Consider the following 19,537-nt stretch of genomic DNA (forward strand, 5'->3'; position numbering starts at 1 on the left):
CCGCTACCGGCGTGATCTCATGACGTCCCGCCGGGACCGCTGCCGAGGTACGCCTCCCGCACCGCCGGGTCCGCGTGGACCTCGGCCGCCGCCCCTTCGGCGAGAACCCGGCCGAGGTCGAGCACCACGACTCGTGAGCACAGCTCCATCACGAAGGCCACGTCGTGCTCGACGAGCAGCACCGCGCAGTTCTCCTCGTCCGCCATATGACGGATGACGGCGGCGAGTCTGCGCCGCTCCTCGGCGGTCGTCCCGGAGGCGGGCTCGTCCAGGAGCAGGACCCGGGGCGGATCGGCGAGCGCGCGGGCCAGCTCGACCATGCGGGCCTGTCCGACGGGCAGGCCGCCCGCGTACGAGTCGGCCAGTGCATCGAGCCCGCACTCGTGGAGCACGGCGGCGGCCCGCTCCCGGTGGCGGCGTGCCGCGGGCCGCACCCCGCCCCGCCAGTCCTGTGCCACGACGAGATTGTCCGCGACGGTCAACTGCCCGAAGAGCTGCTGGCGTTGGAAGGTTCGGCGGATGCCGTGCCGGGCTCGCCAGACGGGGGAACGGCGGGTGATGTCCGTACCTCCGTACGTGATCGTCCCCGCGTCCGGCCTCCGTATCCCCGACACGACGTCGAAGAGCGTCGTCTTGCCCGCGCCGTTCGGCCCGATGAGGCCGCAGATCTCACCGGGGCCGACGGTGACGGTCACGTCGCGCAGGGCGTGCACGCCGCCGAAGCGGACGCCGATCCCGCTCGCGCGGAGCAGCGGGTGGCTCATCGGCGGGCCTCCGTCCCCAGGTAGGCCTCGGCGAGCCGGTCCCGGTCCACCTCGGACCGCGGCCCGGACCAGACGATCCCGCCCTGTGCGAGGTACGCGACGGTGTCGGCGATGCCGAGCACCTCGGCCGCCTTCTCCTCGACGAGGACCAACGCGGTTCCGTGGTCGCGGAGTTCGGCCAGGAGACGGAAGACCTCGTCCACGACGAGCGGCGCGAGACCGAGGGAGGGTTCGTCGGCGACGAGGACCGCGGGCGGCCGCTGGAGGAGCGGGGCGAGGGCGAGGAGCTGCTGCTCGCCGCCCGACAGGGATCCGGCGGCGACGGAGCGGCGGGCGGCGAGCGCGGGGAACCGCGCGTACACGGCGTCCCGGTCCTCCGCCCCCGGCAGCTGCAGGGTCAGGTTCTCCTCGATCGACAGCCCGGCGAAGATCCCCCGGCCCTCGGGGGCCAGCCGCACCCCCCGGCGGGCCCGGGTGACCGCCACGTCGCCGGTGGCGTCCTCACCCCGCACCCGCACGAGACCGCCGGCCGGCCGCAGCAGTCCCGCCGCGACCCGGCAGAGGGTGGACTTCCCCGCCCCGTTGGGCCCGAGCAGTACCAGCACCTCACCGCCGCGCACCACGAGATCCACACCGTGCAGCACGGGCGCGCCGCCGTACCCGGCGTGGACGCCGTTCAGTTCGAGCGCGCTCGGGCTCGGCTTCTCCGCGGGGCCGTCGCCCGATCCCGGGGCGATGTCCCCGGCGCCGACGGTGTACGGCTCGGCCGTGCGCGCGAGGCGCGTCTCGGACGGGCCGTCGCCGGGCTCTGCGGTGGGACCGGTCGCGCCCGGCTCGGCGGCCCCCTGCCTCGCGGCGCGCCGGGCCGCTCGCCTCGACGGCAGCGCCGCGCAGTATCCGTCCGGGTCGTTCGCCAGCGCGAGCCCCGCCAGACCGAAGAGGATCACCGGCAGATGCGCGGACTCCGTCACGTACGTCGCCATCAGATGCGGGACCACCGCGAAGACCAGTCCCGCCACCACCGCGAACTGCGGCCTGCGCACCCCCGCGGCGACGACGACCGCCAGCCACACGAGGCCCGTCATCGCCGTGAAGTCCGTGGCCGTGATCCTGGTGTTGTACGAGGCGTACAGCACCCCTCCCAAGCCCGCGAGGCCCGCGGACACCGTGAACAGCAGGAGCTTCGTCCGTACCACCGACACCCCCGAGGCCGCGGCGGCCTCGGGGGCCGAGCGGACCGCCAGCATGGCCCGGCCCCGACGGGAGCCGCGCAGCCGGGTGAGGAGCGCGACGAGCACCCCGCTGAGCAGCACGAGCGCGAGCCCCATGGCCCGGTCGTCGCCGAGGTCCACGGGTCCGGCCACCGGCCGCGGGATCTCCCACCCGGTGTCGCCGTTGCGCAGCCACCCGAGCTGGAAGAGCACCTGATCCGCCAGGAAGGCGAGGGCCAGGGTGGCCAGGGCCAGTGATCTGCCGCCGAGCCGCAGCGCGGGCAGCGCGACCACCGCGCCGAGCAGGGCCGCCGCCGCCGTGCCGACGGCCGCCGCGGCGGCGAAGGGCCAGCCGTGGCTCATCAGCAGCCCCGCGACCAGGGCGGCGCCGGTGACGAACGTCGCCTGGGCGAGGGACACCATCGCGCCGAGACCGGTGACCACCGTGAACGACATGAACACGAGCCCGATCGCGAGCCCTTGGGTCAGGATCCCGCTCCAGAAGGGGGTGGTGACGGTGTAGAACGCCGTGCCGAGGAGCGCACCGGCACCCATCCACGCGCCCCAGCGGCGGCCCCACCCCTTCCCGGCGAGGTAGTCCACCGGCGGTGGGTCCGCGGCCGCGGTGCCCGCCGCACGCCGGCGCTGTGCGAGGACGACGAGGCCGGCGAAGAGGATGAGGAACGGTACGGCTGTGCGGAAGCCGGTGATGCCCTCGGCGAACGACGCGTACCCCGCCACGAGGTTCTGCAGCACCCCGAGCCCGAGGCCGCCCGCGAAGGCGAGCGGCACCGAAGCGAAGCGCCCGAGGACCGCCGCGGTGGCCGAGACGAACAGGAACAGCGTGTAGTCGTGCGCGGAGAGCCCGAGGAGCGGGGTCGCGAGGACACCGGCGAGGCCCGCGAGAGCGGACGACAGCATCCACGCGGTCGAGGACAGCCGGTCCGCGCTGATGCCCCGCAGCTCGGTCAGCGCGCGGTTGTCGACCGCGGCCCGCAGCCGCAGGCCGAGCCGGGTGTGCCGCATCAGGACCCACAGGCCGGCCGCCGCGAGAGCGGTGGCGATCCAGGTGATCAGCTGGTCGGAGTCGATGCCCACGCCGTCGAGCGGCTGCCAGGACACCGCGGGGCTCGGCCCGACGCCCGGCAGCCCGAACTGGTTCTCGGCGGGCAGGACCGGGGCGCCCGCCCGCTCCAGGAGTTCGACCGCCCACAGTCCGGCCGCGGGCAGCGCGACCAGCAGACCGATGGTGGCCACGATCTGCGCCGTCTCGCCGACCTTGGCCAGCTTTCTGAACATCAGCCGGTCCAGGCCCCAGCCGAGGCCGGGCGCCACCACGAGGACCAGGAGCAGAGCGGTGGGGACGGCCGGCCAGCCGAAGCCGGAGTGGAGCTCGTAGAACGCCAGCGCGCACAGATAGGCGGTGGCGCCGTGCGCGAAGTTGAAGAGGCCGGAGGCGGAGTAGGACAGCACGAGGCCGGTCGCGAGCAGCGCGTACAGCGCGCCGGAGACCAGCCCGCTCAGGACGAATCCCAGCAGGTCACCCACGTGACGCGCCCCTCAGCCGAAGGGGATCGGCGGATAGCACCTGAACGGCACGGCCACCTCGTACCGCCCGTTCTTCAGCCGGACGAGCGCCCCGCAGCCGAAGCTCTCCTTCTGGCCTTTGGGCTCGGCCCGGTCGCCCACGAGGGTCCCGGTGTCGGAGAAGCCGCCGGCGGCCTTCTGGAAGGACTCGACGGTGAGCTCCTGGCCGGCCTTCCCGGCGATCGCGAGGAAGAGGTCGGCGCTCATGTACCCCGTCATCATGTGCATGTTGAGGGGTACGTCGCGAGCGTCCTTCTGAGCTGTACCTTGGCGAGGGGAAGTGCCGCTGACCAGTGCATATCTGTTTCGGTCATGGACACAGCTAGACGCAACTCCCCACGCCTAGACAAGATCATCTCCCACTCGTTTCCCACTCCCCCATCTGCCGACAGAACGAGACCAGGGTCGAGCCGCTCATGCCCTCGGAGGCACGGACAACGACTCGACCCTGGCTCTTTGTCCAACGAGTGCCTCGTACAGCAATGACGATCTGAGGTTCACTCGTTGGAGTGGATACCCGTCGCCCCTCGACGGGTATCCGCTGGGGTCGCCCCGCGGATGCCAGCGGGGTACAGGCAGCTACGAGGCGGCCCCGTCGGCAATCCGGGACCTGAACCCGGACGCCGAACTCTCCCTCTTCAGTTGCCTGAGGCATAGGCTTCCGGCCAACCGGAACCTAGATATATCTAGCCATCACGGTACCTCCTACTGTGCGACGTCACACCATGATCGTCGCCAGGGGTCCCATGTCAGCCGACGCGCGCTACCGCCGCATCGCTGCCGACATCCGCGCCCGAATCGAGGCCGGCGAATGGCAAGTGGGTGACTGGCTTCCCTCTCGCGCCGCGATGGCCACCGAGTACGACGTCAACCCGCAGACCATGCGCCTCGCCCACGCCCTCCTTCGTCGCACTGGAATCCTGGAAGGCGAGAAGCGTAAAGGCGTGTACGTGGCGCACCCTCCTGCTATGCGCACCCTCACGGACGCGGACGCCGACTGGCCGCACTCCTCCGAGACGATCGACACGCGCCCTTGCCGGGCTGACGCCGAGCTGGCCGAGCGACTGGGCGTACAGGTTGGGGCCGTACTGCAGCACGAGACGATGGAGTGCCTGGATCCAGGCGGCCGGTCAGCCATGCTCGTGACGTCGTGGTGGCGCGGTCGGCGCCAGCCTCACGCCAACTTCGTCGTGGAGCTGGGCGTCGCGCCTCTCGATGAGGTGCAGGCGAACGCTCTGGGCTTGCTCGTGGATACTCTGGCGTACCGGCTGGTCCGCACGCGTCTGGGTCGGGATGGGCGCCCCGTGGAGACTGCTGATCTGATCCTCCCAATGGACAGGTGGCTGATCCGCCTGAGCGGCACGACGTAGCACATCAGCGGGGGCGCCCAGTAGTGCAGGGCCTGACGCACATTACGCAGCATGCCCTACCGGTCATATGCCTGGGAACGGGTGTGCGAGCTGGAATTCGACGTTCCGTTCGCGCCCTGTGTGTTTCAGTTACCACCCGCGAAGGGGTGGCCAAAGGATGCCCGTGGCGGAACGCACGCCCGAACAATGCCCGCTTTGTCAGACCCGGGCCCTAGCCTTGACTGCATGCCCGACCACGACAGAGAGACCCCGAGCCCTGACGCGCTGAACGACGCCATCCGCACCCTCTACGCTCGCGCCGGCGAGGAGCGCCGCCCGCTGACGGCGGACGAGCAGCGGATTTATCGGGTGCTCGTGGCCGCGTGGACCGAGGCGATGCAGGGTGACCAGGAGCTCGCCGCTTAGGATCCGCCTGTGGCGATCGAACTCTCTGACGAACTGATCAAGCTGGAATCCGCTGCGTGGGCGGAGATGCAGGCGAAGGCGCTGACCGTGGACACAGCGGCGGCTGTACAGGCCGCGATCACGGCGCATGCCGAGGCGACCGGGCAGTCCCGGTACGACGTGGAGATGGCGCTCAAGAAGCAGGTGCGGGGCCCCGACGGGGCCGCCGACTGAAAGCGTCCCGCCCCGGTGCATCACGCCGGGGCGGGTCCGAGTGCGTCGCCAGAAGACGCGGATAGATGACCTCACTGTACGAGCAGCCGCTGACAGTCGAGGGCACGTCGGGCCATACTGCGCCCAACATCTGTGAGCTTGGGGGTGCCGTGACTTATCGACGGAACGATTCCCTGGACGATGCGGCCAGGTCCGTGGTGGGTGCGCGGCTGTCGCATGCCAAGGCAGTGGCCGCTCAAGCCCTTGACGACTTCCACGTCGATGTCCATCTCGCGAACACGCTGGGGATGACCATCGTAGAGATAGCTGAAGTGCTGGGTGAGCGACCCTCCACCGTCGGGGACTGGTCAAAGAAGGGTAGGGCTGTACTGGCGGAGCGAGGCGCCTAGAATCGAACACGTGAACGATGATCCGACGTCGCCCGAGCTGGAGAAGCTCCGCTTCCTCTACCGTGTCCAGCTCTCCCAGGTCGCCCAGACCGAGCGCTGGATCGAAGCCGAGCTCGGGAAGCTACGGGAACGCGCCTCCCGGCGGCCGCTACCCGACGGTCCCGCCTACGTCCTCTCCTACCTGCGCGCCGGCGGCAAGGCCACCGCAGACTCCGTGCACCTCGGCGACTGCCGCATGGCCAGCCACCACACGAAGCCCCTCGACGAGGCCCAGGCGCGCCAGGCCATCACATCCGGCGGCCTGCGGGCGTGCGAGATCTGCCGGCCCGACTCCGAGCTCGGCGTGCTCGAGTAGGGGTGAACGCCTAGGACGCCCGCTTCCGCGTGGTCTTCTTCGCCGCAGCCTTCTTCGTGGCCGCCTTCTTCGCAGGAGCCTTCTTGGCTGCGGCCTGCTTCTTCGGCGCCGGCATCTCGTGGACGCTGCCAGCTGTACCCGTCTCGCCGCGGGACTCCTTGGCCTTCGCCACGGACTCCTCCAGTGCAGCCATGAGGTCGATGACCTGCCCCGAGGGTGCAGCCGCTTCGTCGGCCGGCCTCGGCTGCCGGTGCTCGGCCTTCGCCTCGATCACCTCAACCAGCGCGTCGCGGTAGTGGTCCACAAGCTCCAGATCGGCAAGGTGCTCCACGGTCATGCTCTCCAGGAGATCCAGCGCGCGGTCGATCTCGTCCTCGGTCAGCTCCGACTCGTTCACCTTCAGCTCTTCGGGCGAGCGGATCTCGTCGTCCCACTTCATGGCGTGCAGCAGGATCGTGTCGCCCTTCACCCGTAGCAGGCCGAGGCGCTCGCGTCCGTGCCAGGCGAATTTGGCGACGGCTACCTTCTCTGTCCGCTCGAGGGCCTTCCGTAGCAGCGTGTACGGCTTCGCTGATACGGGGCCGTCGGCGGCCAGGTAGTAGCCGTCGGCGACCCTGATCGGGTCGATCGAGGCTGCCGGTACGAACGCGACGATCTCGATGGCCTTGGCTGTGGGGAGCGGCATCTGGGCGAGGTCGGTATCGGTGACCTGGATGATCGTGTCTTTCGACACTTCGTAGCCCTTGCCGATCTCGTCCTGGGTGAGGATTTGCCCGTCCAGTTCGCACACCTTCTGGTAGTGGACGCGGCCGCCGTCCTCGAGGTGGATCTGGTTGAACGAGATGTTGTGGGACTCCGTCGCGGGCAGCACCTTGATCGGAATGGTGACAAGCCCGAAGCTGACGGCGCCGGACCAGATGGGGCGGGGCATCGATCCTCCAGGCCCCCCTGGGTGGTCGGACCCCAAGGCTAGGCACACGGCTCCCGTGATCGCATGCCCGGCTTCGGGTGGCGAGAGGGCAGCGCGCGACCCCGCCTGCATCGCAGCAGCAGGCGGGGCCTTGGCGGATCCCCCGACGGGGGTGGCGGGGAGGCCGTGCCGACAGCATGCACCCGTTATCGGCCACGGGGTAGGGGTGTGGCGGAAAGTCGCACACATGACGAAGCCCGCCCCGGTGTATGTCCGGGGCGGGCTTCGTGGGGTCTCCCTAGTAGCCGAGGGAGACGGCAGGTGCCCGTCTCAGGGGAACGGCATTGGCTACCGCCTCACCCGCCTCAGCCCCCGTCGGGGCCGTGTCCTCAGTGTTGCACAGAGCACCAGTCAGCAGGCTGCTTCCTGGGTCTGGAGTTGCCCTGATTCCACCGCGGCAGGCACCCTTCGCCCCATGACTGAAGAGACGTCTTGGGCTGCCTGGAGTCCGTCACCACATCAGCGCGTGCTCATGTTCCTGGACCTCGCTGCAACACAGGTGCGGGACCTGCTGCCCTTCGTGGTCGGCGAGCAACGGATCGAACCCTGGGCAGTGGAAGTGGCGTGCACCGAGTCATTCGTACTGAACGTTCGACTGATCGCCGACTTCCTAACCCGCGGGAGCAAGCAGCACGACATCCTGGCCGCGGACTTGGCTCCTGGCTGGACGCCCGACGAGGACCTGAAGAAGCGGCTCGACATCTGGTGGCACCTGGCCAGCAAGTGGGCCATGCACATGTCTAAGAAGCGAGTCCCCGACGAAGATCACGAAGTCACCGAAGTAAGGGAAGAGGAGTTCCGGCAGATGGCCGCGGCCTGCCAGGAGGCCTATGCGGCCTTCTTGCAGGCCCGCGGGGTAGCCCGAATCCACCCCTGATACGACATCTTTTCGAGGCCTAACTCCCCGGCCCGGCACACCAAAAGGCCCCCACCGCCGAAGCGGTGGGGGCAAGCTTAGGGCGCCGGCAGGACGACTGGCGGAGGCGCTTCGGGTTCGGGCTGGGGATCGAGCACGCCCAGTTCCACGAGCGTCTCCGTATCGGCCGCGAGCATGTCGACGATCGGCTGCACGCGACGCTCGGTCGGTGGTTCGGTCATAGCAATCCAGTTCACACGTCGTGGTGGATGAACTCGCGGGCCCGCTCAGGGACGGGCGGGGCGGCCGGCGGTTCCAGTCCGATGGACCGTGCCCACGCGGTGAGGCTGCGGACCCGGTCGATGAGGTGGCTGATGGCAACACCTGCACCCTCGAGTCGCTGGTCCTGCCGGTCAGAAGTCTGCTCCAACTCACCGATCCGCTTGCCTTGCCGATCGATCTCCTTCTCCATGCGGTCGGTGACGACGCTGAAGTCGTCGCGCCGGTGGTCCCGTGCGGTTCGGCGAGCTGCCCGGCCGCTCCATACGGCCGCGCCTGCCGAGGCCACCCCCACCACGCCGCTGGACACCGCGGTCCACATCTCGACGCTCATGGGCTCACTCCAGTTCCTTGGGGCGCGGGGGTTCTCTCCACCCGGCCACCACGATCACCGGCACTGTGGCTACCGCCCAGATCAGCGCCGTTACCCACCCCCTAGTTGTGTCTCCGAGAGGCCACCACGACACGAAGTACGCGAGCATCCAAGGGACGACGATGGCCAGCAGAGCGGGAAAGCCGATCCAGTCCCGCCCTTCCGGCAGCACAGACGACGCCACAGCGAGCAGACCGGACACGATCCAGCAGCAGGCCCAGGCGTCGAGAGGCATCAAGTTGAGCAGCAGCCGGATGCCGCGGGTGTCCGGCAGAGGCTCGACGAGCTGCCCGAATCCGTACAGCGCCCACAGGCCGCCGAAGGAGGCCAGGAACGCGCCGCGGCGGCCGAGGATCCGGGACAGCCGCCGAGCTACGCGGCGCGGCACCTACACCCCAGACAGCGGACGGCTGTTGGCCACGGCCGGGCTGACCTGGCCGCGCGTTACGAGCGCCAGCACGGCCAGGACGACCGCGTTCAGGGCGCCGACCGTCTCCGGGGCCACGTTGAAGCCGTAGGCGGCGAGCAGGGCAACCCCTGCTGCGACGAGGCCGGTGAATGCCGAGGGCGCGATCGGCCGGGTCATGGCTGCGGTCACGGCGGCCAGCACGCCGGAGATGACGGCGACGATCGCGCCGGCCTGCTCCCCCGAGAGGCCGACGTTGAAGGTGACGAGGAGGGACAGGCTGGCCGAGAGGGCGGCGATGATGAGCGCAGGCTCGCGTCCGAAGATTCTCATAATGGATCCGTTCAGTCGGTGAGGCGGGCGGCGAGCTTGTCGGCGACGAGCTCGGCGATGCGTTCCGCGAGAGCAGGGTGGGCGGCGACCTTGTCGGCGATCATTGCGACCTGGGCATCGGTGAGAGCAGCGGTCTTGAGGCCGTCGACCTTGGAGCCGACCGCGCTGATCGCCTTGACCGCAGCCGTCGACTGGTTCGCCGCGATGCCCACCTGGGCCCAGGCGTCGACCTTGCCATTGCCCTTGTACTGCCAGCCCATGTAGGGCACGAGTGCCTTGTGCAGCTCGGCGAGCTGCTTGGCCTGTGTGGCGTCCAAGTCGGGAGCCTCCTCGGTAGCGAACCCAGGCCAGCTGCCCGGGTCTTGGTGGTGGTTCTCGGGGACGTGGGCGTGCGCGTACCAGCCGGCCTCTTCCTCCCAGATCTCCTCGTTCCGCCGGGACGTGAAATCGGTGGGCCGTCCCATCGGCCAGCGGTCTGGGACGCCCCAGGAGCGGATCCACGCCAGCAGCGCCGGCCAGCCCTTGCAGGGGGTGTCGACGAGCCGCGCGTACACCACGCCGTTAACCCGGCAGTAGGGGAAGAAGAGGGCCTCGACCTGGATCACGACGGCGCCAGCACGGTTGGTGCGGGTGCCGCCGGCCTTGTCGGCGAGCGACTTCGAGCGCGACGAGGCGGGCAGGAACTGGGTGAAGCGGCCGGTAAACGGGTCCCACAAAATGTGCGGCGCGGACGGAATTCCGCTGGGGTTCCGGCCGAACCAGGACTGCAGGTTCTCGTAGGGGACCAGGTCGAGCGGCCGGGCAGGCGTGGTGTTCTCGTCCCACGTGATGTGCCCGATGGCCTTGGGTGGCCCACCGTCGGTCGGGGCGTGGCCGCCGACATCGAGCCGGGTCGCACCCGGCATCCACTCTGCTGGCACGGCGCCTCCAGGGATGACGAAAGCCCCGGCCGTCGGCTCGGGGCGGTGGTGGGCGGGCAACGTCACGTGACGGCGATGTTGGCCCATCGGGTCTTGGTGTCGCGGACGCCAAGGCTGGGGTACATGCCGCCCCGGTAGGTGTTGTTGGTGACCGTCACGCTGTTCGGGGCCGTGATGTTCGTGCGGGTCACGATGATCTGCGTCGAGGTCACCTGCACCCGCAGATGCTGCGTGGTGCCCGCCACGATCGCGGCCGTCGCCACGGTGCCGATGTTGGTCGGCGTGCCGCCGGTGACCCGGTACACGTCGATCGTCCCGTTCGAGCGGACCAGGATGTTGTAGCCGTTCGGGTTCGCCGCGCCGCCAGCCTGGTCGTCGAACGGCAGGTCACCGATGCCGAGGGTCACATGCAGGGAAGCGGTGGCGTAGTCGGAGACGTCGATGACGTAGTCGAAGTCCAGCGTGAATGCGGACGCGAGAGGCCCGAGGTATCCGTGCAGGAGGCCACCGAACCCGGAGTTGGTGTTGATCTCGGGGATGACGGTGCCGGAGGCGTCGAGGCCCCACCAGTTCGGCGAGCCGAGCGTGAAGAAGCCCCTGTAGTCCGCGAGGTCAGGGATGGCGGCCATGCCGTGGTAGTGGGTGCCCGCGCCGAAGATGTCGCTGGCCCGTAGCGCCGAGGTGCCACGGACGTACCAGGGGTCGTCGGAGATAACGGCCCAGACCGAGCCATCGGTCGGCAGCGCCGCATAGGTGGTGCGCCGGTTCACGGTGTAGACCATGACGCGCAGGCCGGCGGCATGCGCGGCCTGAATGGTGGCGTTGCTGGCCTGGGAAGAGTCGACGCCGAGGTAAGCCGTGCCGGCGGCGAGGAGCCCAGCGTAGGTCTGTCCGGAGAGGACGCCGTCGGCGTCGAGGAGGACTGTGGGGATTCCGGCCGTGCGGGCGGCGGCGAGTTCGGCCTCGGTCCAGGCCATGATGCAGACGGACTGTTCCAGCTCCTGGCGGAGGATCTCCGCGACTGCGGCGGCGCCGCTGCCGGAGTTGTTGCAGTGGACGATGATCGGGATCGTGTTCCCGATGTCGGCAAGTGCGTCGGCGAAGAGGGGGATCCGTAGATCGCTGGGCCAGGTGTTGGCGAACCAGGCGCCCGCGTCGATCCGTCCCCGGAGCGCGGCCGGGGTGGTGAGCTGCGCGGTCGTGCCGGAAATGTTCGAGGTGCGGTCGACGGTGGTGTCGTGCATGACGAACAGGCCGCCATCGGCGACCTTGTACACGTCGAGCTCAATCGCGTCGGCGTTGAGCTCAGACGACATACGGAAGGCTTCGCGGGTGTTCTCCGGGGCCAGCATGGCGCCGCCTCGGTGCGCGACCCAGCGCGGGCCGGTCAAGTCTTCCAGACCATCCCAGGGGGCGATCGTGCCTGCGGTCAGCCGGCCCCAGGAGACGCTGCTGCCCGAGCCGCGGATGAGGGTGTCGCCGGCCTGCCCGCCTGCCGGGTAGGGCACGTAGGACGCCGAGAGGTCCGGCAGCTGGGCGGACGGGACTTGGCCGCTTCCGTCGAGCTCGGCAACGCCACCCGGCTCACCCACCGTGGAGGCGAGGACGCCGTAAGTCTCGACCTGCAGGCGGGCGATGCGGTCCGTCTCGGTCGGCAGGACAGCCCACCGGGTGCCGCCACCGGAGTCCCACCACATGGTGGCGGTGACGCCGTCCGGGCCCTGGAAGGCGAGGCGGCCGAGGCTGTCGGTGACGACGTTGCCGCCGGTGGGGGTGCCGGCCAGGGTGAGGATGTCGGTGATCTGGCTGCCGCCGGCCTTCGCCGTCCACACCGTGCCGGAGCGGCCGGTCTGGATGTCACCGTCGGCGTCGGTGACCACGCTGCCGCCGTCGGAGCCGTACTGGTAGCGCATGCAGGAGCTCCTTAGGCGAGGGGGATGCGGACGCCGTTGAGGCTGACCCAGCCGGTGTTCTGGCCGACGTAGGAGATCTCACGGTTCGGCGCGACGTACAGGCGGCCGGTGGCGATGTCCCCGAGCCACTGGGCGGCGATCGGATAGTCGCCGGACAGTGGCGATCCGAGCGAGGAGGGGATCGTGCCGAGGACCGAGCTGCCCGCGATCTGTGTCGCCGGGGTGGAGCGCTGTACACCGCCTCGCAGGACGATGAAGTTGCCTCCGTCGAGGGCGGCCTGGGGGGTGGTGCCGTAGGTGGTGTAGGCGCTCTCGAGGGTGATGTCGGTCCAGGAGAGAGCGGACCACAGAGTGCGCCAGGCCGATGCGGTCCGGACCGTCACCGAGCCGGGGGTGTCGAGCCAGGCGACCATCCCGGCGGCGGGCGAAGTAATGGCGGCGTCCCGGGCGGCGGCGTCAGCGAAGCGCATCGTGGTGCGGGTCGACGCCCAGACGGCGAGGGCTTGCACGTCGGCGGGGACGTTGTCGGCGTCGGATCCGGCCGGGTAGGGGGCGCTGCCGATCGGGGTGGTGGGCACGAGGCCTCCTCCTAGGCGGTGGTGAAGCGGTTGATGACGACGTAGCCGCCGCGGACGGGGACGACGAAAACGACGTCGCCGACGGCGCGGTCGGTGTAGCCCTCCAGGCAGGAGGCGGTCACGGCCGCCCCGGCGACGGTGATGTCGACGGTGCCGTCGCCGTTGACCGCGGCCACGACGGCGCTGCCCGCTGTCGGGTTCGATGCGAGTGGCATGATGGCGTCGATCAGGGACATCACGAGCTCCCGTCGTCAGCTCTCGTGGAGCGGGTGTCGCAAGACATGGGGCCGCTCGAGGAGAGGGTGATCCTGTCGATGATATGCAGGGACGACGCCTCGTCCTCGGGGTCAACGAGGACGACGTCGCCGGGCTCCAGGGCAGGATTCGGCACAGCGGAGAATGCGAAGCCCTGCGTCAGGCCCAGGGAGTTGGCGAGCAGGGAGCGGGCAGCCGCATCCGCTTGGCCCGCAGTGCGGAGCAGGGGGCTGGAGTAGTGCCGCACCCGGCGTCCGAATGGTCCGCCGACCCGGGTCGGGGACGTGGCCCCTAGGTCCTGCACGACCACCGGCCCTACCGGCACTGTGCCGTTGGAGGCATCTCCGACGGCCACGACGACGTTGTAGGCGCCAGCTGTGGATGTGGAGCTTCTGGCGGTGACAAGCACGCCGCCCGAGCCGGAATTGACGGTCCACACGGGGGCATCGGAAAGCGTTGGTACGTCGGAGATCACGAACCGGCCCCGGCCGTCCGCCCACACCTCCACGCCCAGGGCGCGCGCGATGGATGCGTCGTCGCCGTCGATGGCGCCCCAGCGGTCCGTCTCCCACGTGGTGCGACCTACTGGGGCGTCGCGGGAAGCGCGGCGCACAACGACCGCGTCCGGGACCGATTCGAGGAGGAGCTGCTCGATGAGGTCCTGGCCCGAGCTGTTCGAGTCCGTGCGGGGGCGCAGGAAGTGATCGTCGGCGACGACCTTCTCCCGGCCGTAACCCTGCAGAGAGATGCCCCCTCCGGGGCGCTCGGTGTCCTCGGTATCCAGTCGGAAAAGCCCCTGCGGGATGAGTTCCTGGGTGCCGTCGAGGTAGTCGAGGCCTACGTCAAGCTGCAGGTAGCCGCCCTGCACGGTCACGCCGGTCAGCCCGCGCAAGGTATCCGGAGCGAGCGTCACAGCGCAGGCGCGGCGTACCTGCGCGGTCCGGTCGGCCGTGACCGACCAGGAGATCAGTCGCGCGGAAAACGGGTCCCCCTGCGGCGGGTAGACCGTCGCGCGGGCGGCCGGCCGGGCGGCGCCGCGCAGCGCAGGGTCCCAGCGGGGAGATACTGGCCACACAGGCTCACCCCCCTGTGGTCACATCGTGGTAGCTCTGACCGGTCGCGGTCCGGTCCGCGTAGGTCGGCCACATGGCAGCCGAGTCGTCGTAGGAGCGGCCCGGAATCCGCAGCCGGGAGTCCACAGTGCTCGGCCTGTCTACAGCCGTCACCGGCACCTCCCACGTGCGGTGCGGGTCGTAGGACGGCCCCGACATCGACTCGCTGATCTTCCCGGGCACCCAGTAGGCGTCCGGTCGGCCGTAGTCGAGCCGGGTCTGGGCCAGCAGGGTCGTGCCCGACTGGAGGAGCGCCAGGAGCTGTTCGCGCTCCTCCAGGGTCGCCGTCTCGATGGTTACCGTCGACGTCGCCAGCGACCAGGCATCCACGCGCATCACCGGCGACGGCGCACCGAGCACGTCCATGCGGTCTTGCCGCTCGCCGTACTCCAGCGTTGGCCACGCCATGACGATCACCCGCATCGACAGGGCAGGGTTCGTCAGGCTCTTCAGCCATACGTCCTGCGGGGTCGTCGGCTCCGGCGGTGTGACCGCAGCACCGTCCGACCGGGCGCCCACCGTCCCGTCCCAGTAGATCGGGTAGGCGTACCAGGTCGACGACACCCCGAGCGGGGCTTCGTGATCGTAGGCGACGGCCACGCCCCCTGGAGCCCATGCCGCATTCCCGCCGCGGACCGGCTCCTCATCGCCGTTCTCGCTGACCCGGACGAAGCGGACCTGGGCCACGTCCGGGTCTGAGGAGTAGTCGGCGATCAGATAGACCCCGGCCCAGGTGTCGTCCCGCCGGACGGTGAGGATGCCGTCCAGCGAGACCGACTCCACCGGCGGGTCGGGCGGGATGTCGTCCGGATCGATGATGATCGGCACTACGACCTCCTTCCTGCTGTCGCCTGCATGACGAGGGTCTGGTCGTGCTGGGCGACGACTGCTCCGGCCTCGGTCTGGACATAGGCGCGGAGGGTCGGGCCGTCCTGGACGACGAGCGTGAGCGCGTCTCCGGCCCGCAGGCCCCCCATCGGCGGCTGGGCCGCCATGCGGCCCAGGGCGTTGGCCTGGGAGGTCGTAAAGACCGGCTCCGGCCGACCGGTGCCGTTGTAGGCCAGATTGAGGCCGGGCTGGAGATAGCCGGCGGGCGCCCTTCCCGATGACTACACCATCGCCTCCGCGGCTTTCGACGTTGACGCCGTTGATGGTTCCTGCCGTGTGTCCCACCCCGGCGTTGGTGATGCCGATGCGATAGGGACTGCGGCCGTTGAGGACCCATCCGGGCGGCGCCGTCTTGCCGGAGAACGCGCCAGTGGCCCACCGGCGGTGGGGGCTTTCGCCACGGATGACGGACTCGATCGCCGATACGAGACCGGAGCAGTCCCAGCTGGGGTTGCCGTTGCCGCCCCACTGGTAGGGCAGGCCTGCTTGAGTGCGGGCCCAGGACAGAGCGCGCGCATACCCGCCTCCGCCTATGCCAGCCTCGCCGAGCCGTTTGTCAGCCTCCCCAGAGAATCCCAGGATGGTCTTGACGATCTTCTGGGGAATGCCGGTGACCATGTCCCGGTACAGCGATGCCGAACCCGAGATCTTGTCCAGCAGGGGATCCACGACGCTGTTCAGTCCTGCGGTCGCGGATGCCTTCACGCCGTCCTTCAGCCAGGACACCCCAGTCGACGCCAGGTCGACTGTCTTGGAAGCGGCCTTGCCGACCCAGTCGAAGATGCCGCCCTTGGCGAACCCCTGGTACTGGTCGAGTGGCTTGCCGGCCATGGCCGCGCGGTTCACGGCATGCAGCCGGGCCCGCTCGTAGGGGTCCCGCATCGCTTCCGACACGTAGACGCCTTCGCCGCGGCGCATCGGGACGAGCTGGTCGTCGCCCTGCCGGAACGAGGACTGGCCCGGCAGGATGCCGCCGCGGGCCCAGCCCTCGGTCTTCATCGGCTGGATCTCGGGAGCACCGAACACTTTCGCGATCATGTTCCAGGTCGGCACGATGCCCGCGTTGTAGACCTTGTCGATGATGAAGCGGACCGGCTTCTTCGCGATGTCCGCGATCTTGCTCCATGCCTTGTCGATGAAGCCTGTCGCGGAGTCGAAGCTGTCGGCTACGGACTTGATACCGGTCTTGATGTTGCTGAAGGCCGGCTTGATGGCCTTTTCCCAAAGCCAGCCGGCCTTGTCGCCGATCCAGCCGAAGACAGGGCGCAGCACGTTCTCCCATGCCCACATGGCTGCTGCGCCGAGGTCCTGGAACCCCCGCTTGAACTCGGCGACCATGGGTTTGATCGCGTTCTGCCACAGCCACTTCGCCTTGTCCGCGATGAACGTGAACACAGGCGACAGGACGTTCTGCCACAGCCACGTGGCATCCGCCGCGATGCCCTCAAATGCAGGCTTCAGGACGTTCTGCCAGAGCCATTCGCCCACCTTGGCGAGGGCCTTGAAGCCCAGGACCAGCGGCGTGATGAGGACCGTGAGGATGATCGTTGCAAGCAGACTGGCTGCCTCGCCGATAGCAGTGAAGACTGGCGACAGGACGTTCTGCCACAGCCATACGGCGACCTCGCCGATGAACTTGAATGCGGCTACGAGGGCGTCAAAGACGGGCTTGAGGACGTTGTCCCACGCCCATTTGGCGGCGATCTGGATCGCCTTCCACACCGCCTGGACCGTGTCCCGGAACCAGCCGAAGTTCTTGTAGGCGTAGACGACCGCAGCAACCAGGGCCAGGATCCCAAGGATGATCAGCGTGATCGGGTTCGCCGCCATGACAAGGTTGAACGCGATCATCGCCAGAGTCCACAGCTTCGTCACGACCCACGCCGCGTACATGAGCTGGATCAGCCACGGCAGCGTCTCGGCGATGCTCGCGAGAGCCGAGGCCACAGCGCCCAAAGCCTTCAGGATCGGACCGGAGAGCGGAGACGCCGCACGCGCGACCTCGAACAGGGCGCTGCCGATGTCACCGAAAGCACTCGCGATGACCGGGGCCTGCTCTGCCGAGTAGGCCAGGAAGCGCTCGAACTTCCCGCTGCCCTTCAGGCTCGTGCCCCAGGCCGCAAAGCGTCCCGTGATGGCCTGCATGCGAGCGGAGATGGAGTCCATGTGCGGAAGGAAGGCCTGGACGATGCTGGCCATGCCCTTGAAGATCCGCCCGAACGAGACGCCCATGCCCTCGATGGCAGGGCCGACGGAAGTAGCGAAGTCGGCCTTGAACTCCTTCCACCAGGGCGACTTGAACCCGCGCGACACCCGATCCTGCAGAGCACCGACTGCCTCAGCCGCGGCCAGGACGATCGGGGTCAGGCCGGGCAGACTGTTCCTGATGCCTTCCAGCGCGCGCGTGAAGATCGGCATGACGGCCGGCTGGAGGGACTCCGACCAGGCCTTGAATGCCGAACGCAGCGCGATGAACGCGTTGAACGTTGCTCGCGCAGTGGGCGTCAACTTAGCGAGTGCCGCCTGGTACTTGGCCTGAGCGACGGCAGCCTGATCCATGCCCCCGGCCGCAGCTGACGCTGCCGACTGCTGGGCGGAGGCGATCTGACGCTGGGCGGAGGAGATGGAGTCGGCCGCGGACTGCTGGGCGGCAGCCAGACTCTCCTGCGCACGAGCGACCGACCGCGCACCGTCCTCCTGTACGCGGGTGACGTTGCGCTGCGACGCGGCGACCTTCTCCTGCGCCTCGGCGATGTCACGCTGCGACTGGACCTGCTGGCGCGCGGCCTCGACTCGGGCCTTCCCCAGCGCCTTCTGCTGCTCGGCTACAGACTTCTCCGCGTCCGCGAGCTGCTCCTGGGCTTCCTTGACCGTCTCCGAGCCTTCGACGCCGGCCTTGTCGGCCGCTGCCTTCTCGGCCGCCAGCCGCTGCGTCTCTTCCTTCTGCTCCTTGAGTCGCTGTACTGCCTGGTCGTAGGCGAGCTGGGCACGCTGCTGCTCGAGAAGAGTCGCCTTGGAGCCCTTCGCCTGCGATGCACGCAGCCGCTCCTGGGCCTCCGCAACGGACAGCGTGGCGTCCTTCTCGGACAGCTGTGCGTTCGTAAGGCGGTCGCCGAGCTCAGCCAGCTCCAGCGCCGCATCCCTGCGGGCTTGCGTAAGGTCCTGCTGCGCCTGGCGGGCGCTGCGCTGCGCATCTGCCAGAGACTGCTCTGCTCCTTCCACCCGCTCCGCAGCGTTCAGCTGCCGTTCGGCAGCCTGCTGGATTGTGTCCGCGAGCCCCTGCCGGGCTGCCTTCACTTCCTGCGCGGCCCGAGTGTTGGCCTCGGCCGCAGACCGGACCGCATCAGCAATGGACTGCTCTGCCTGCTGGATCTGGCGGGCTGCATTGCGGTGTGCCGTAGCCAGGGCCTGCTGCGCGCCAGCCATCTGCAAGGCGGACGACGCCCCCCTCGACACCGCCTGCGTACCGCGCAGAGCAGACGTCGCGGCGGCATCCTGCGCCGCCTTCTGGGCCTGCAGCGCGCCGGTGATGTTGATGAACGCGGGCACAGCCACCGCTGCAAGCGCACCCACACCGACAGACGCAGCTACAGCCGCGGAGCCGATCGCCCCGATGCCCGCGGCCAGGACCGGAATCGCGGGCAGCGCAGCGAGGCCGCCAATGGCCACAGCAAGATGAAGCACCGCGCCCACGGCGCCGGCAGTGTCGACATCGATCCGTGCGCGCTTGCCGTCCACAGCGTCGATGGCCGCATGCACAGCACCGAGCTCGGCCAGAGCCCGGGCGGTGTCCGCACGGACCTGCACGTTCGGGTGACTGGCGCCGAGCCGCGTCAGCTCCGCCTCGATGAGGCGGATCTCCGCACGGGCATCAGTCGCCTCGAGGTCGATGCCAATGCGCTGCCCCGCCAGCGTCTCCATGCGGAACCGCAGAGCCTGCAGGTCAGAGTCCGCTTCCGAAGTGTCGGCGTCGATGGTCAGGCGAGGCAGCGCACGGAACGCCGCCTCCAGGCGAGTCCGCAAGGCCCGAGAGAAGGCGCCTGCGGTGTCATCCCCCTGGCGGGCGGCGGCCGGGCGAGCGGCACGACCCGCCTGGTTCACACCGTCACGTACCGAATCCCTCAGGGATGCGGTGAGCCGGGTCGCGATCTGCTGCCCGATCTCCTCGCCGATCCGCAGGCCCACACCGTCGACCTGACGCTGCATGGCCGGCCCGAAACTGCGCCCTGCAGCGTTCCCTGCGTCCTCGCCCGCCCGGGTCGCCGCGGGCACAAGACCGGCCCGCAGCTGGGCGTAGATGCCGCGGGTGTTCGGAATGACATCGACCTCGACGGAACCGACCTGGATCGCCATCGGAAGG

General features: G+C 69.4%; 20 protein-coding genes. 6 read left to right on the plus strand and 14 right to left on the minus strand.

Annotation, left to right across the window (positions count from 1 at the left end; genetic code table 11):
• Window positions 1-17 precede the first annotated feature (17 nt).
• The 3 genes from IF00_RS0118940 to IF00_RS0118950 are packed head-to-tail and all read right to left on the minus strand — an operon-like array spanning window position 18 to window position 3,769.
• Complete coding sequence (locus IF00_RS0118940) at window positions 18-764, minus strand: ABC transporter ATP-binding protein (protein ID WP_030319555.1); 747 nt, start codon at window positions 762-764, stop codon at window positions 18-20.
• Window positions 761-3,523: an ABC transporter permease subunit gene (locus IF00_RS0118945; protein ID WP_030319559.1), complete on the minus strand. Its 2,763-nt coding sequence runs from the start codon at window positions 3,521-3,523 to the stop codon at window positions 761-763. The genes IF00_RS0118940 and IF00_RS0118945 overlap by 4 nt, the downstream gene beginning before the upstream one ends.
• Before the next feature lie 12 nt (window positions 3,524-3,535).
• The gene (locus tag IF00_RS0118950) at window positions 3,536-3,769 is read right to left on the minus strand and encodes a hypothetical protein (RefSeq protein ID WP_245234571.1); all 234 of its coding nucleotides are present in this window, start codon (window positions 3,767-3,769) and stop codon (window positions 3,536-3,538) included.
• Between the two features lie 518 nt (window positions 3,770-4,287).
• On the opposite strand from IF00_RS0118950, the gene IF00_RS0118955 reads away from it, so the two are divergent.
• The 5 genes from IF00_RS0118955 (at window position 4,288) to IF00_RS0118970 (ending at window position 6,294) form a co-directional block, all read left to right on the plus strand.
• The gene (locus tag IF00_RS0118955; RefSeq protein ID WP_030319562.1) at window positions 4,288-4,932 is read left to right on the plus strand and encodes a GntR family transcriptional regulator; all 645 of its coding nucleotides are present in this window, start codon (window positions 4,288-4,290) and stop codon (window positions 4,930-4,932) included.
• Window positions 4,933-5,157: 225 nt separating this feature from the next.
• Window positions 5,158-5,337, plus strand: coding sequence for a hypothetical protein (locus IF00_RS0118960; protein WP_158710484.1), 180 nt, complete (start codon window positions 5,158-5,160; stop codon window positions 5,335-5,337).
• Window positions 5,338-5,346: 9 nt separating this feature from the next.
• Complete coding sequence (locus tag IF00_RS41390) at window positions 5,347-5,550, plus strand: hypothetical protein (protein ID WP_037638539.1); 204 nt, start codon at window positions 5,347-5,349, stop codon at window positions 5,548-5,550.
• 65 nt (window positions 5,551-5,615) lie between these two features.
• Window positions 5,616-5,939, plus strand: a complete 324-nt coding sequence (locus tag IF00_RS45670; RefSeq protein WP_158710485.1) for a hypothetical protein — start codon at window positions 5,616-5,618, stop codon at window positions 5,937-5,939.
• A 10-nt stretch (window positions 5,940-5,949) separates the two neighbouring features.
• Entirely contained in the window at window positions 5,950-6,294 is a 345-nt protein-coding gene (locus IF00_RS0118970) for a DUF6233 domain-containing protein (RefSeq protein WP_051820428.1), read from the plus strand.
• A gap of 10 nt (window positions 6,295-6,304) precedes the next feature.
• Here the strand turns inward: IF00_RS0118970 and ku are convergent, their stop codons facing one another.
• A complete protein-coding gene (gene ku, locus IF00_RS0118975; protein ID WP_030319567.1) occupies window positions 6,305-7,225 on the minus strand; it encodes a non-homologous end joining protein Ku in 921 nt (306 codons plus the stop codon).
• A gap of 454 nt (window positions 7,226-7,679) precedes the next feature.
• Here ku and IF00_RS0118980 point away from each other — a divergent pair, with 454 nt between their 5' ends.
• Window positions 7,680-8,141 carry a hypothetical protein gene (locus IF00_RS0118980; protein WP_158710486.1) on the plus strand — a complete coding sequence of 154 codons (462 nt, stop codon included), beginning with the start codon at window positions 7,680-7,682 and terminating at the stop codon, window positions 8,139-8,141.
• A gap of 77 nt (window positions 8,142-8,218) precedes the next feature.
• On the opposite strand, the gene IF00_RS45675 is transcribed toward IF00_RS0118980, so the two are convergent.
• From IF00_RS45675 to IF00_RS41395, 10 genes are all read right to left on the minus strand, one after another.
• Window positions 8,219-8,362: a hypothetical protein gene (locus tag IF00_RS45675; protein ID WP_158710487.1), complete on the minus strand. Its 144-nt coding sequence runs from the start codon at window positions 8,360-8,362 to the stop codon at window positions 8,219-8,221.
• 11 nt (window positions 8,363-8,373) lie between these two features.
• Entirely contained in the window at window positions 8,374-8,733 is a 360-nt protein-coding gene (locus tag IF00_RS0118990; RefSeq protein WP_030319571.1) for a hypothetical protein, read from the minus strand.
• A gap of 4 nt (window positions 8,734-8,737) precedes the next feature.
• The gene (locus IF00_RS0118995) at window positions 8,738-9,160 is read right to left on the minus strand and encodes a hypothetical protein (RefSeq protein ID WP_051820430.1); all 423 of its coding nucleotides are present in this window, start codon (window positions 9,158-9,160) and stop codon (window positions 8,738-8,740) included.
• The gene (locus IF00_RS0119000; RefSeq protein ID WP_030319574.1) at window positions 9,161-9,511 is read right to left on the minus strand and encodes a hypothetical protein; all 351 of its coding nucleotides are present in this window, start codon (window positions 9,509-9,511) and stop codon (window positions 9,161-9,163) included.
• A gap of 11 nt (window positions 9,512-9,522) precedes the next feature.
• Window positions 9,523-10,431 carry a hypothetical protein gene (locus tag IF00_RS0119005; RefSeq protein ID WP_030319576.1) on the minus strand — a complete coding sequence of 303 codons (909 nt, stop codon included), beginning with the start codon at window positions 10,429-10,431 and terminating at the stop codon, window positions 9,523-9,525.
• 62 nt (window positions 10,432-10,493) lie between these two features.
• Window positions 10,494-12,344 carry a glycerophosphodiester phosphodiesterase gene (locus IF00_RS0119010; RefSeq protein ID WP_030319578.1) on the minus strand — a complete coding sequence of 617 codons (1,851 nt, stop codon included), beginning with the start codon at window positions 12,342-12,344 and terminating at the stop codon, window positions 10,494-10,496.
• Between the two features lie 11 nt (window positions 12,345-12,355).
• Window positions 12,356-12,922: a hypothetical protein gene (locus IF00_RS42730; RefSeq protein ID WP_051820432.1), complete on the minus strand. Its 567-nt coding sequence runs from the start codon at window positions 12,920-12,922 to the stop codon at window positions 12,356-12,358.
• Between the two features lie 11 nt (window positions 12,923-12,933).
• A complete protein-coding gene (locus tag IF00_RS0119020; protein WP_030319581.1) occupies window positions 12,934-13,158 on the minus strand; it encodes a hypothetical protein in 225 nt (74 codons plus the stop codon).
• Entirely contained in the window at window positions 13,158-14,252 is a 1,095-nt protein-coding gene (locus IF00_RS0119025; protein ID WP_106975837.1) for a DUF5047 domain-containing protein, read from the minus strand. Before IF00_RS0119025 ends, IF00_RS0119020 begins: the two co-directional genes overlap by 1 nt.
• Before the next feature lie 4 nt (window positions 14,253-14,256).
• Window positions 14,257-19,530, minus strand: coding sequence for a hypothetical protein (locus IF00_RS41395; protein WP_245234572.1), 5,274 nt, complete (start codon window positions 19,528-19,530; stop codon window positions 14,257-14,259).
• Window positions 19,531-19,537: the final 7 nt, after the last annotated feature.

The organism is Streptomyces flavochromogenes, assembly GCF_000717595.1.
GTDB lineage: Bacteria > Actinomycetota > Actinomycetes > Streptomycetales > Streptomycetaceae > Streptomyces > Streptomyces flavochromogenes.